The sequence below is a fragment of the Oceanisphaera sp. genome, from assembly GCF_048268965.1.
Taxonomy (GTDB): Bacteria; Pseudomonadota; Gammaproteobacteria; order Enterobacterales; family Aeromonadaceae; genus Oceanimonas.
This window is the reverse complement of sequence record NZ_JBLWUK010000001.1, coordinates 161,097-173,814: the sequence shown is the minus strand read 5'-3', so window position 1 is coordinate 173,814 and position 12,718 is coordinate 161,097. Positions and strand designations below refer to the sequence as shown.

Here is a 12,718-nt window from a genome sequence, read left to right as displayed (position 1 = left end):
ATGAGCGAAAAAACCGTTACTAAGGTCGATCAGGCTGTGGCCCAGCTGAAAATGCCACCCCATTCCTTTGAAGCGGAGCAATCTGTGCTGGGTGGTTTGTTGCTGGATAACAATGCCTGGGACCGGGTGGCGGAAAAAGTATCGGAGCCCGACTTTTACAGCCGGCCTCACCGGCTGATCTTTCAGGCCATGCAGCGGCTGGGGCAGCTCAACAATCCCATCGATCTGATTACGGTGCAGGAAGAACTGGAGCGCCATGAGGCATTGGAAACCGTCGGTGGTTTTTCCTATCTGGTCGAAATAGCCAAAAATACCCCCAGTGCCGCCAACATAGGTGCCTATGCCGACATAGTGCGCGAGCGTGCGCTGGTCAGAGAAATGATAGCGGTGGCCAATGACATTGCCGAGTCGGGCTTTGATCCTCAGGGGCGAAATGCCGGCGATCTGATCGATCTGGCCGAAACCAAGGTCTTTAAAATTGCCGAAAGTCGAGCCAATGCCAACGAAGGGCCACAACCCTTGCGGGTGCTGCTCGAAAAAACCGTCGATCGCATAGAAGAGCTATATAAAAATCCGCATCATGGCATCACCGGAGTCTCTTCAGGTTACTCGGATTTGGATAAAAAAACTGCCGGATTCCAGTCTTCGGACCTGATTATAGTGGCAGCTCGACCTTCTATGGGTAAAACGACTTTTGCAATGAACCTTTGCGAGCACGCTGCACTAACAAGTGACAAACCTGTACTCATATTCTCCTTGGAAATGCCATCTGAGCAGATTATTATGCGGATGCTTGCCTCGCTGGGACGAATCGATCAGACCCGCATTCGTACCGGGCAGCTAGATGATGAAGACTGGGCTCGATTGTCTTCAACCATGGGCATGTTGCTGGAAAAAGGTCAGCTTTATATCGATGACTCCTCCGGCCTGACCCCCACCGAAGTGCGTGCTCGCGCCAGGCGTATTGCGCGGGAGCACGGGGGGATCAGCATGATCATGATTGATTACCTGCAGTTGATGACGGTCCCCAGTCTGGCGGATAACCGAACGCTGGAAATTGCCGAAATATCCCGCTCGCTCAAGGCCCTGGCCAAGGAGCTGGAAGTGCCGGTAGTGGCGCTGTCTCAGCTTAACCGAAGCCTGGAGCAGCGCGCCGACAAGCGCCCGGTTAACTCGGATCTGCGTGAATCTGGCTCTATTGAGCAGGATGCCGACTTGATTATGTTTATTTATCGAGACGAGGTATATCACGATGACAGCCCCGAAAAAGGCATCGCCGAAATCATCATCGGCAAGCAACGAAACGGACCTATAGGCAGGGTGCGGCTGACGTTCCAGGGGCAATTTTCTCGCTTCGACAACTATGCCGGCCCCGCATTTGATGATGAATATTAAGGAGCAGAGATGGATGCACATGGAGCAATTGCTCGCATCAGTCTGGCCGCAGTGCAACACAACCTGCAGCAGGCTAAACGGCTGGCGCCCACGGCCAAGGCCATTGCAGTAGTAAAAGCCAATGCTTACGGCCATGGCGATCTAACAGTGGCAGCCGCACTTAAAGATACCGCGGACATGTTTGCCGTCGCCCGTTTTGAAGAAGCGCAAAAGCTCCGTGCCGGCGGTATTCGCCAGCCTATCCTGTTGCTGTCGGGCTTTTTGAACGCCGCCCAGCTCGAATTTGCTGCATTAAACAACTTCCATCTTTGTATTCACGAGTTTGCCCAGCTGGATCTGCTCGAGAAAACGCCACTGCCGGCCCCCGTCACTATCTGGATGAAAATCGACTCGGGTATGCACCGCATCGGTTTCAGCCCGGAGCAGGCCGATCAGGTATTGGCCCGTTTAAGCGAAATCACGCAGGTGGTGCAGCCGGTAAATGCATTTACCCACTTTGCCCGTGCCGACGAACCCGAGCAGCGAGCGGTTACAGAGGCGGCCATTGCCCGTTTTCAGCAGGCTACCAAAGGCAAGGTCAAGCACACCGCCTTGTGTAACTCTGCCGGAGTGATTGCCTTTCCCGAGGCTCATGCCGATTACATTCGCCCCGGTATCATGCTCTACGGCATTACCCCCTTTGGTGATCAGCAAGGCACCGACTTTGGTCTGCGCCCGGCCATGAATTTTACCAGCAGCCTGATTGCGGTGCGCGAGCACAAAGCCGGCGAGCCCGTCGGTTACGCCGGCTCCTGGGTCAGTCCGAGAGATACGCGTATCGGCGTGATTGCCGTGGGCTATGGCGACGGTTATCCACGCATGGCCCCGCCGGGCACACCTGTGCTGGTCAATGGCCGCCGCGTGCCGCTGGTGGGCCGGGTGGCCATGGACATGGCGACCGTGGACTTGGGGCCGGATGCCACCGAACAGGTGGGCGATGAAGTGCTGTTGTGGGGAGAAGGTCTGGCGGCGGAAGAAGTGGCTCGCCACGTGGGTACCATTGCCTACGAACTGGTTACCCGCCTGACGGCACGCCCACGGCTGGAATACGTCGACTAGCAGGCAAGTCGTTGATAGTGAGGCGTGAGGTGGCCAACACCGGCTCCAAAGCCGTGGTGTTTACACCTCTCGCCTCATCTCTCACCCCCCCCACGTTTTTCATCTCATTCGGCGCATTGCCGGCAACGGCCATGGGCTTCAATCGACTGATTGGTAATGACAAAGCCATTCAGCTGAGCCTGATGCTCAAAGGCTTGGTTAATGGCCTCATCATGCAGCTCTATTACCAGACCACACTGATTACAGATCAACAGCTGCATGGGATGATGTTCGTCGAAGTGTTCGCAGAATAAAAAGGCGTTTAACGACTCTACCTTGTGTATAAAACCCTGAGCCAGTAAAAAGTCCAGTGCCCGATACACAGTGGGGGGCTTGGCATTGGGTTCCAGCTCTTTGAGCCTATCCAGTAAATCATATGCGCTCACGGCGCCCTGATACCCAGCAATCAGCGTAAACACATTACGACGAGTAGGAGTAAAGCGTACGCCGCGCTGTTTGCACAGCAAATCGGCACGCTCAAGCTGATGTTGAATGGACATAAACGACGATGACCCTCTATGGTTACTGGCTGCATGTTAACACAGAGGTATTTAGCGTCACCTAAACAAGCTTGGGTGTGTGGGTGGGCTTGGGTATAATGCCCGTCCTTGTGTTCAAAAAGTCATCGTTTATATGAATCATTACCCCAGTGCCCGTTTTTCCGTCGCTCCGATGTTGGATTGGACCGATCGTCATTGCCGCTACTTTCATCGGCTGATGAGCCGACATGCCCAGCTGTATACCGAAATGGTGACCACGGGGGCCATTTTGTACGGCAAGGGCGATTACCTTGGTTTTAGCGAGCCGGAGCAGCCACTGGTGTTGCAACTGGGCGGAAGTGATCCTCAGGCGCTGGCTGCTTGTGCCGTGCTGGCCGAGCAGCGCGGCTACAATGAAATCAACCTCAATGTCGGTTGTCCGTCGGACAGAGTACAGAACGGCATGTTCGGTGCCTGTTTGATGGCAGAGCCACAGCGCGTGGCAGACAGCATAGCCGCCATGAAAGCCGCGGTGTCGATACCGGTGACGGTGAAAACCCGCATTGGTATCGATGAACAAGATAGCTATGAGTTTCTTTGCACCCTGGTCGATGGCTTGGTGGAAGTCGGCGTAGATGCGTTAATCGTGCATGCGCGCAAGGCCTGGCTCAAGGGCCTGAGCCCGAAGGAAAACCGCGAAATTCCCCCGCTGGATTACGAGCGCGTTTACCAGCTCAAGCGTGATTACCCGCAGCTGATCATGGCCGTAAACGGGGGTATCAAGACCCTGGATGAGGCCAAGCAACACCTGACCCAGCTCGATGGCGTCATGGTGGGCCGCGAAGCCTATCAAAACCCCTATATACTGGCCGAGGTGGATGCCGAGCTGTTTGGCGATCACTACCAAGTACCGAGTCGACATGAAGTGATCCGCCGGCTGTTGCCCTATATAGAGCAGCAACTGAGCCAGGGCACTTATCTGGGCAATGTGACTCGCCATACACTGGGTATTTTTCAAGGCTTGCCCGGTGCCCGCGCCTGGCGACGCCATTTAAGTGAAAACGCCCACAAAGCCGGCGCCGGCCCCGAGGTGGTGGAAGCCGCCATGGCCAAAGTCCCCGAGTTTTGTTACGTCTGATAGCAAAGCAGTGCTCGTATCAAGATAAAGAAGGATGCTTTGCTGGCACAGGGTTGGCCTTTTTCAGCTGAGCCCTGTAGTAGCTGCTTTGGCTGCTAAATCCGGCGACGCCGGATCTGATGCACGGGTTCCACCTTTGGCTACCCAATGTTGTGCGCAGAAGTAAGCAACAGGGTGCGATATCGGGCATCGGAGCATAGATGCCGCCTTGTGGTACTGTCTGTGGGTTAACCAGGAACTGTTGATAGCTTTCAACTATTGATGTGATAGATATTAACGGTTTAACTAATCAGCTGAGCTGGAGCATACTGAACCTATTAAAACAGAGCACACTCAATAAGGGGTTAGTTTATGTTGCAGGATAAAACCGGTCAGTCAGTTCCTCAGGTTACCTTTAGAACCCGTCGGGGCGAGCAGTGGATTGATGTCAGCACAGACGAGATTTTTAAAGGCAAAACCGTGGTGGTGTTTTCGTTACCCGGCGCCTTCACACCGACCTGTTCTTCTACCCACTTGCCGCGGTATAACGAACTGGCCTCGGTATTCGCCGAAAATGGCGTAGACGATATTGTGTGTTTAAGTGTGAACGACACCTTCGTCATGAACGCCTGGCTGGCCGATCAGGAAGCCGAGCATATTCATGTTCTACCCGATGGTAACGGTGAGTTCACCGACGGCATGGGCATGCTGGTCGACAAACAGGATCTGGGCTTTGGCAAGCGCTCCTGGCGTTACTCCATGCTGGTAAAAGACGGCATAATCGAAAAAATGTTTATCGAGCCCAACAAGCCTGGTGACCCCTTTGAAGTCTCAGACGCCGACACCATGCTGGCCTATATCAACCCGAAGGCAGCCAAACCGTCAGCCATTACCCTGTTCAGCAAGCCGGGCTGCCCTTTCTGTGAGCGTGCCAAGCACATGCTGCAGGAGCAAAACCTGGGTTACGAAGAGGTGGTACTGGGCAAAGGTGCGACCAGCACAACCCTGAAGGCCGTATCGGGTCGCAGCACAGTGCCGCAGATATTTATCGATGGTCGTCACATAGGTGGCAGCGAAGAGCTGGCAGAATATTTGGCATAACGACAGCTGTCTTCACAAGATTAATTTACAGCGCCGGTTAACAGCCGGCGCTGTGCTGTTATACAGGCAGCTATTGTTTGCTCTGCCTCGTTATTTGCCCATTCTTGTGCTGTCTTGATACCCGGTTAAAATGGGGTACCATCATAGAAGATCGCCCTATGGAATGCAGAGTAGTCACCCCCACATCGGCAATTTTGGTGTGTTGCACCTCACTCCTTATCTTTCTTCCTGTTGGCATGGATTAAGGAATATATGAATTTACGGGATTTGGAATATTTAGTGGCGCTCTCTCAAGAACGCCATTTTCGCAAGGCCGCTGAAAAGTGCTTTGTCAGTCAGCCCACGCTCAGTGGTCAGCTACGCAAGCTGGAAGAAGAACTGGGAATACTGCTGATAGAGCGCACCTCTCGCAAGGTCTTGTTTACGCCGGCGGGGGATGCCATTACCGCACAGGCGAAGCGCATACTGGCCGAAACCAAAGAGCTGCGGGATATTGCCCGTACCTTTACCGAGCCCATGTCGGGCGAGCTGCATATTGGCTTGATCCCAACGGTGGGGCCGTATCTGTTGCCGCACATTATTCCGGTGCTCAAGCAGCACTTTCCCGAGTTACAGCTTTATTTATACGAGGCGCAAACCCAGACACTGCTCAAGCAACTGGCCGACGGAGAGCTGGACTGCCTGATCCTGGCTCAGCTGGATCAGATGGACGACTTTGGCTCCTTGCCGCTATACGATGAGCCCATGGTGCTGGCTCTGCCCAGCGACCATGCCTGGGCGGGGCGCAAGCAGGTAGCCTTAAGCGAGCTGAAAGGAGAAAAGCTGCTAATGCTGGAAGATGGCCATTGCTTGCGTGATCAGGCGATGGGGTTTTGTTTTGCCGCCGGGATCTTTGAGGATCAGCACTTTAAAGGCACCAGCCTGGAAACCCTGCGCAACATGGTCGCCGCCGGCTCCGGCCTGACCCTGATGCCGCAGCTGGCCATTGGCTCGCCGCAGAGTGATCACGGCGTCCGTTATGTTCCCGTCACCGATCCCGAACCCAGTCGAACCATTACCCTGCTGCATCGGGTTCATTCGGTGCGCCGCCCCTGCTTCAACGAAATGGCCAAGGTGATCAAAAAAATAGCCATCAGCAGCTTGCTACAGTGAGGAGTAAGGCGAAAAGCGGGAAGCGACACTACCCTCTGCAAATTCGCTGTGTTACGCCTCACTCCTTACCGTTCACGCTTCACGTACTTTAAAACAGCTCATCGGTCACACTCACGCCACCAAACTGCTGCCGGGTACTGGGCGAGGCGTGGCGTCTGGGCTCGGTGCCTTTAACAAAAAACTCCGTCATGCCTTCGCCTCGGCTAAGCAGGCCGCTGCCGGTATCTATGGAAGCGGTCGTTATATTGTCGGGCACGGGGCGCTTTTGTTCGGGAAAGTCCTTCAACGCCACCTTCATGTAATCAGACCAGATGGGCAGAGCGGTACTGCCGCCAAACTCGCCGCCGGCCACCTGATTGTTGCCCAGATTGGGGTTATGGGCGGTGCGCCCCAGGGGCCGGCCAAAGTCATCAAACCCTACCCAGGCGGTGGCCACCCGATTCGGGTTAAAGCCGGAAAACCAGGCGTCGCGAGAATCGTTAGTGGTGCCGGTCTTGCCCGCAATGTCGCGACGATTCAGCGCGCGGCCAGCCCGCCAGCCGGTGCCATTCCAGCGGCGACCATTGCTGGTGCCCCCAAAAATAGCCGAATTCAAGGCTTCGCTGATTAAGAAGGAGGTTTCTTCACTGAGCACGGGGGTGATCTCGGGCTTGGCCTCGTACAGCACCACACCCTGGCTGTCTTCTATGCGTTGCACTACAAAGGGGGTGACCTTGTTGCCGCCATTGGCAAAGGCCGCAAAGCCGGTTGCCATTTGTAACGGCGTGGCAGAAGGGGAGCCCAGCGCCAGGCTGTCGGTTGCCGGAATATTATGGGTATCAAATCCCAGATCATTGAGTCGCTGCATTGCCGCGGGAATACCGGCATCGCGCAGCAAACGAATGGACACCACGTTCTTGGAGCGAGCCAGGGCTTCACGCACCCGAATCGGGCCATCGTACACATTGGGTGAATTGCGGGGTTTCCAGCTACTGCCGCTACCCGCATCCCAGTGATTGATGGGCGCGTCATTGACCATACTGGCCAGCGTAAAGCCGTTATCCAGGGCTGCCGAGTAGATAAAGGGCTTTATATTCGAACCCATCTGTCGCTGAGCCTGCTGCACCCGGTTAAACTTGTTCAGGCTGAAGTTAAAGCCGCCCACCAGGGCCGTCACGGCGCCATTGCCGGGATCCAGAGCCACCAGGGCACCGTTGATCTCGGGGATCTGTGCCAGCATCCAGTGATCGCCCTGGGGGCGGACCCAGATTTGCTCGCCGGACTTCAGTGCTTCGCTGGCTGTGCGCAGGGCTCTGCCCTGGCGGTTATCGGCAATATAACGGCGTGCCCACTTTATGCCGTCCCAATCCAGCCGGGCTTCACCCACGCCCTTGATGAACACCGTAGCGCTGCGCTCGGTCACCTGCTTCACCACGGCGGGCTCCAATGGCCAATAGCTGGGCAGTTGTGCCAGGTGCTGTTCAATTTGCTCCTGATCCCAGGCGGCGTTGCCTTGCCACAGCTGTGCTGCCGGACCGCGATAGCCATGGCGCAAATCATAAGCCAGCAAACCGTCAACCAGGGCGGTATTGGCTGCTTGCTGCTCTGCAGACTGCACTGTGGTATAGACATTCAATCCCTTGGTGTAGGCCTCGTCACCAAACATGGTCCGTGCAAACTGGTGTGCCATTTCCGCCAGGTAAGGGGCGCTCAGGGTAATTTCTGCGCCGTGATAGCGGGCGGCCACCGGCTCCGCCATGGCCTCACTGTATTGTTCCTGACTGATCTTGCCGGTATCCAGCATGCGACCCAGCACCAGGGCCCGACGTTCGGCGGCGCGTTTCGGGTTACTGATGGGGTTGAGTACGGAAGGCCCCTGGGGCAAGCCGGCAATCATCGCCATTTCAGCCAGGGTCAGATCGCTGACTTCCTTGCCGTAATAGACTTGCGCCGCGGCACCCACCCCATGAGAACGGTGGCCCAACGGGATCTTGTTGAGATACAGGGACAATATTTCATCTTTGCTGAGCAAGGACTCGATATGCAGGGCGATAAATATTTCTTTTATCTTGCGGGTAACGGTTTTTTCGCGGGTTAAAAAGAAGTTTCTGGCCACCTGCTGGGTAATGGTACTGGCTCCCTGGCGTTTTTCACCCGTAGTAAACCAGACGATGGCCGCACGGCTAATGCCAATGGGATCTATGCCCGGGTGTTCATAAAAGCGCGCATCTTCGGTGGCCAGAAAGGCATCAATCAACAGCGGGGGCATTTGCTCAATGGCAAGGGGAGTGCGGCGTTGCTCACCATATTGCGAAATCAACTCGCCATCCTGGCTCAGCACCCGCATGGGGGTTTCCAGGCGAATATCTTTAAGTTCGGATACATCGGGTAGCTCGGGCTTTACCTGCTGATAAAGCACAAATACGGCAGCCATGCCGCTTATGGCCAGGAACAGGCCGAATAAAAATAGACGAATTAGCCATTTAAGCATGAAGCATTAACCCAAAATCATTTATTACTGAATGAAACGCAAGTATATCCTGTGTCCATACCCTTATTCGAGCGCTTTATTTTTAAACAGCCGCCCCGGCGCCAGCTGCTCGTAAGCAGTCTATGCTGAGTAAGACTCTTCACAATAAAGCACGGATGATATGTTGAGCTTCAAAAGGCGCAGTCATGGCCAGGGGGTGATCGGCATTGATTTTGGCAACCACAGTATCAAGGCGCTGGCATTAAGCGGCACCCCCCAGAATTATCGTCTTGCCGCCATGGCCAGCGTTCCTACGCCGGGGGGCAGCATCCTTGAGCACCAGCTGCAAGACATACCCCAAGTGGTTGGTGCGCTCAAGCAGTTGCGGCGCCTGCTTGGTTGTCGCTATACCCGGGTTGCCACCGCCGTCACCGGCAGCAGTGTGACCACTAAAATCATAGCGGTGCCCAATACGCTGACCTCTGACGTATTAGCGCTCCACATTGAGCAGGAAGCGACGCAACACATTCCCTTTCCTCTGGATGAAATCAGCCTGGATTTTGAAGTTATCGGCCCCAGTGCGCGGTATCCAGAGCGAAACAAGGTGTTGCTCAGTGCGGCTCGTACCGACAACATCAATGCACGAGTCGACGCCTTGCAGCAGGCGGGGTGGCAAACACGAGTGGTTGATATCGGCAGTCATGCCCTGGCACGGGCGGTTTCCACTTTTTTAACGACACAGCCTCACCCTGCGCTTGCCCGGTCACAGCAAGCGACTCCCCACTTGCTGGCGGTAGTCGATATTGGCGCCCGGAGTCTCACCTTTATGGTGATGGCCGGCCACGAAGTCATTCACACCCGTTTGCAGCACCTGGCCGGTGAAGAGGCCTCGGCCAAGGCGGATCATGCAGATGGGGTCCCGCAAATAGTCGGCTACATACAGAGTAATCTGCAGCTGTTTTGCAGCAGCTCCGGCCATCCAGCCCCCGCGTTACTGTGTGTCTGTGGTGGCGGTAGTCTGTTGCCCGGGCTGACAGCTGCTTTGACCCAGGCATTAAGCCTGGCCGTGGTGCAGCCCGATTTTAGCGCCGTATTCGGAGGTGCCCCCGGAGATTACCCGGACGCAGCCGTCTATGGAACTGCGCTGGGGCTGGCCTTGCGGAGGTTTTCATCATGTCCAACATAAATCTGTTGCCCTGGCGCGAGCACGTGAAAGCCAGGCAGAAAAAGCAGTTTATGCAGCAAGTGGGCCTGGTGTGCGTGCTGACGGTGGTGGTGATCACCGGCGTCTATGGTTTTATCAGGCAGCAGCATCACTCCCAGCAGCAGCGTAATATGCAACTGGAGCGGGCCAGCGCCCGGCTGGTCCAAGACTTGCGGACCATTGAAATAGTTCGCCAGCGGCGCAATCAATTGCAGGCCCGAATGGACTTGATTGAGGAGTTTCAGCAGCGGCGCCCGCTGGCGGTACAGCTCTTTAATCAGCTGCCAGGCTGGATTCCTTCCGGTGTGTATGTCGAACGTATTCAGTTGGCCGGCCAGCAGCTGGAAATAAAAGGCCAGGCAACCGCCTATGGGCAGCTGGCGCTCATGGTGCAACAGATAGAGCACAGTGGCTGGCTGACGCAACCCCGGCTGCACGCCATGGCGGATCCTGACACCAGCCTGCCGCCGTCAAACCGGTTTTCATTGCAGCTTGCTCTGCAAGAGACGTCACTCCCGTTACCGCCGGGTCGGGCGCAGTCACAGGGGGGAGCACCATGAACTGGTCACTGCACGAGCTGGATCTTGAGCTGGTAGAGCAATGGCCAGCAACGGCCAGAATCATGCTCTTTGTTTTGCTATCGGGGGTGTTGTGTCTGGCAGGAGGGTATGTCTTTCTTGCCGATCACTGGACCCAGTGGCAGCAAAGCCGCCAGCAAGAGATCGAGTTAAAACGCATCTTCATACAAAAATCCCAAATGGCGGCGAGCTTGCCTGCCTACCAGCATCAGGTAGAGCAATTGCAAGAGCAGCTGCAAACGGGTTTACAGCAGCTGCCCAGCCAGCGAGATGCCGCCCGGGTGCTCAAGGATCTTAGCGAGTTGGCAGAGCGCAATGGCTTGAGTCTGGGCGGCTTTCAGTGGGAAGCGGAGCAGCAGTTAGACCTTGCTACCGAGCTACCGCTGCGTATCAAGGCCCGGGGCCAGTACCATCAGTTGGGGCATTTTATTGCCCAGGTGTCGGCACTGCCACGTATCGTGATCATTGACGGCATAGAGTTAACCCGTCCCGACACCCCAATATCGGCAGAAGGGCTGCACATGACGCTGTTAGCCAAAACCTATGCCTACAGGGCAGGGGAGGCATCCACAACACCATGAGTTTGCGTCGCGTAATATTATGTATCCGTCACGGGTGGTTATTGAGTGTCTGGCTGGCCCTTGCCGCCTGTGGCGAGCGCGAGCCGATTGAGGACTTTATTGTCGAGGTCACCGCCAGGCCCGGTAATATGCTCGAGCCTTTGCCGCCTTTGACCCCTTATCAATCGGTGTCCTATCAGGCCAGCATGCAGCGAAGTCCCTTTATGGCGTTCGCCGACGGGCTCTTGCACCCGGAGCAGGCGCCCCGGGCTGAGCCCGAGCAGTCACCTGATTGTCACCAGGGCGTGGCTGGGCCCGAGTCGCCAGAAAACCAGATGCTGCCAGCCCTGTCTTTACAGGCGACCTTTATCGGCAGTCACCGTGGTGGCAGCGCGGCTTCGGCTTTGATCCTGGTGGCGGGCGCCGACACGCAACTCGTGACGATAGGGCAGCAACTCGAGTTCGAGTCCGGCGAAGAAGCGGAAAATCAACTGGAAGTGATCGATATTAGCGCGCAACAGCTCACCCTGAGACAGCGCCTGGTTCAGGCTCAGGGGTGCGAGCAAGTCCACACCACCACATTGCAGCTGTATTAGGCGCGGGAGGTGCGATAAAGAGGAGCGATAAAAAGCCGGGCTGGCCGAGGTGTATTTTTATTACCGGAGTTTTCCGTTACGGAGCAAATATTTAAAATTCAGCGTGACAACAATCGCAAGCGCGAGTTGATTATCTTCGTCACCCACCGTATTGTGCACGGTAGTAGTTGAATTTCCAATATCCTTGGCACTGTCATAACAGTGACCAAGTCGACATCAAACAGACCGAAAACGGGAAGGCGGACGCGAAGCAAAGTAGCGAATAAAGTCTCGCTCAAGGCTTCTTTGACCCCTTGACGGGTGTTGTCCTTGCCAGCGACTGGCTCAGTTGCGATAATCCGGCGTCCAATTTCAGAAAGTTAAGGTTAGGTTCATCGTCGACCCTGCGGTGTTCGTGGGGCGCATTTGTTTGTGAGAATTTCGTGTAACATGGCTGAGAAACGCAATATCTTCCTTGTAGGGCCTATGGGTGCGGGCAAGAGCACCATTGGTAAATACCTGGCGCAGCAACTGCATATGGAGTTTTATGACTCCGATCATGAAATCGAGCGCCGCACCGGTGCCGATATCAGCTGGGTATTTGATGTCGAAGGCGAAGAAGGCTTCCGCCAACGCGAAGAAAAAGTAATCAACGACCTGAGCGAGCTGCAGGGCATAGTGTTGGCGACTGGCGGTGGTTCCATCAAGAGCAAAGAAAGCCGCAACCGGCTATCGGCCCGTGGCATAGTGGTCTATTTGGAAACGCCAGTAGAGAAACAACTGGCCCGGGTACAAAAAGACAAGCGTCGTCCGCTGCTGCAAACCGAAGAAGCACCCGAAGATGTACTGCAACGGCTGGCAGCCGAGCGCAACGAACTGTACCAGGAAATAGCCGACTATGTCGTACGTACCGACGAGCAAGGCGCCAAGCTGGTGGCTAATCAAATAGCCGAGTTGATCGGCCTGTAACG

Annotated in this window: 12 protein-coding genes; 10 read left to right on the top strand and 2 right to left on the bottom strand. The window is 55.5% G+C overall.

Features of this window, described 5'->3' with window-relative positions:
• Window positions 1-1,395, top strand: coding sequence for a replicative DNA helicase (gene dnaB / locus ACN0VL_RS00775; protein ID WP_417614153.1), 1,395 nt, complete (start codon window positions 1-3; stop codon window positions 1,393-1,395).
• A 9-nt stretch (window positions 1,396-1,404) separates the two neighbouring features.
• The gene (gene alr / locus ACN0VL_RS00770; protein ID WP_417614152.1) at window positions 1,405-2,493 is read left to right on the top strand and encodes an alanine racemase; all 1,089 of its coding nucleotides are present in this window, start codon (window positions 1,405-1,407) and stop codon (window positions 2,491-2,493) included.
• A 104-nt stretch (window positions 2,494-2,597) separates the two neighbouring features.
• Here the strand turns inward: alr and zur are convergent, their stop codons facing one another.
• Window positions 2,598-3,032 carry a zinc uptake transcriptional repressor Zur gene (gene zur, locus ACN0VL_RS00765; RefSeq protein WP_417614151.1) on the bottom strand — a complete coding sequence of 145 codons (435 nt, stop codon included), beginning with the start codon at window positions 3,030-3,032 and terminating at the stop codon, window positions 2,598-2,600.
• A 133-nt stretch (window positions 3,033-3,165) separates the two neighbouring features.
• On the opposite strand from zur, the gene dusA reads away from it, so the two are divergent.
• From dusA to oxyR, 3 genes are all read left to right on the top strand, one after another.
• Window positions 3,166-4,149 (top strand): tRNA dihydrouridine(20/20a) synthase DusA, encoded by a 984-nt coding sequence (dusA, locus tag ACN0VL_RS00760; RefSeq protein WP_417614150.1) that lies wholly within the window; start codon window positions 3,166-3,168, stop codon window positions 4,147-4,149.
• A 351-nt stretch (window positions 4,150-4,500) separates the two neighbouring features.
• Window positions 4,501-5,229, top strand: coding sequence for a glutathione peroxidase (locus tag ACN0VL_RS00755; RefSeq protein WP_417614149.1), 729 nt, complete (start codon window positions 4,501-4,503; stop codon window positions 5,227-5,229).
• Between the two features lie 252 nt (window positions 5,230-5,481).
• Entirely contained in the window at window positions 5,482-6,381 is a 900-nt protein-coding gene (oxyR, locus tag ACN0VL_RS00750) for a DNA-binding transcriptional regulator OxyR (RefSeq protein WP_417614148.1), read from the top strand.
• Between the two features lie 88 nt (window positions 6,382-6,469).
• Here the strand turns inward: oxyR and ACN0VL_RS00745 are convergent, their stop codons facing one another.
• On the bottom strand, window positions 6,470-8,851 hold the full coding sequence (locus ACN0VL_RS00745) for a penicillin-binding protein 1A (RefSeq protein WP_417614146.1): 2,382 nt from the start codon (window positions 8,849-8,851) through the stop codon (window positions 6,470-6,472).
• Window positions 8,852-9,011: 160 nt separating this feature from the next.
• Here ACN0VL_RS00745 and pilM point away from each other — a divergent pair, with 160 nt between their 5' ends.
• From pilM to aroK, 5 genes are all read left to right on the top strand, one after another.
• A complete protein-coding gene (gene pilM / locus ACN0VL_RS00740) occupies window positions 9,012-10,016 on the top strand; it encodes a type IV pilus biogenesis protein PilM (protein ID WP_417614144.1) in 1,005 nt (334 codons plus the stop codon).
• Window positions 10,004-10,594, top strand: a complete 591-nt coding sequence (locus ACN0VL_RS00735) for a PilN domain-containing protein (protein ID WP_417614142.1) — start codon at window positions 10,004-10,006, stop codon at window positions 10,592-10,594. The genes pilM and ACN0VL_RS00735 overlap by 13 nt, the downstream gene beginning before the upstream one ends.
• Window positions 10,591-11,193, top strand: a complete 603-nt coding sequence (locus tag ACN0VL_RS00730) for a type 4a pilus biogenesis protein PilO (RefSeq protein WP_417614140.1) — start codon at window positions 10,591-10,593, stop codon at window positions 11,191-11,193. Before ACN0VL_RS00735 ends, ACN0VL_RS00730 begins: the two co-directional genes overlap by 4 nt.
• Complete coding sequence (locus ACN0VL_RS00725; protein WP_417614138.1) at window positions 11,190-11,768, top strand: pilus assembly protein PilP; 579 nt, start codon at window positions 11,190-11,192, stop codon at window positions 11,766-11,768. Before ACN0VL_RS00730 ends, ACN0VL_RS00725 begins: the two co-directional genes overlap by 4 nt.
• Before the next feature lie 429 nt (window positions 11,769-12,197).
• Window positions 12,198-12,716 (top strand): shikimate kinase AroK, encoded by a 519-nt coding sequence (aroK, locus tag ACN0VL_RS00720; RefSeq protein WP_417614136.1) that lies wholly within the window; start codon window positions 12,198-12,200, stop codon window positions 12,714-12,716.
• Window positions 12,717-12,718: the final 2 nt, after the last annotated feature.

Excerpts from the sequence above, each read along its gene's own strand:
- ACN0VL_RS00725 (WP_417614138.1), top strand. The coding sequence starts at position 11,190 with ATGAGTTTGCGTCGCGTAATATTATGTATCCGTCACGGGTGGTTATTG.
- zur (WP_417614151.1), bottom strand. The coding sequence starts at position 3,032 with ATGTCCATTCAACATCAGCTTGAGCGTGCCGATTTGCTGTGCAAACAG.
- ACN0VL_RS00735 (WP_417614142.1), top strand. The coding sequence starts at position 10,004 with ATGTCCAACATAAATCTGTTGCCCTGGCGCGAGCACGTGAAAGCCAGG.
- dusA (WP_417614150.1), top strand. The coding sequence starts at position 3,166 with ATGAATCATTACCCCAGTGCCCGTTTTTCCGTCGCTCCGATGTTGGAT.
- aroK (WP_417614136.1), top strand. The coding sequence starts at position 12,198 with ATGGCTGAGAAACGCAATATCTTCCTTGTAGGGCCTATGGGTGCGGGC.
- dnaB (WP_417614153.1), top strand. The coding sequence starts at position 1 with ATGAGCGAAAAAACCGTTACTAAGGTCGATCAGGCTGTGGCCCAGCTG.
- ACN0VL_RS00730 (WP_417614140.1), top strand. The coding sequence starts at position 10,591 with ATGAACTGGTCACTGCACGAGCTGGATCTTGAGCTGGTAGAGCAATGG.
- pilM (WP_417614144.1), top strand. The coding sequence starts at position 9,012 with ATGTTGAGCTTCAAAAGGCGCAGTCATGGCCAGGGGGTGATCGGCATT.
- alr (WP_417614152.1), top strand. The coding sequence starts at position 1,405 with ATGGATGCACATGGAGCAATTGCTCGCATCAGTCTGGCCGCAGTGCAA.
- ACN0VL_RS00755 (WP_417614149.1), top strand. The coding sequence starts at position 4,501 with ATGTTGCAGGATAAAACCGGTCAGTCAGTTCCTCAGGTTACCTTTAGA.
- oxyR (WP_417614148.1), top strand. The coding sequence starts at position 5,482 with ATGAATTTACGGGATTTGGAATATTTAGTGGCGCTCTCTCAAGAACGC.
- ACN0VL_RS00745 (WP_417614146.1), bottom strand. The coding sequence starts at position 8,851 with ATGCTTAAATGGCTAATTCGTCTATTTTTATTCGGCCTGTTCCTGGCC.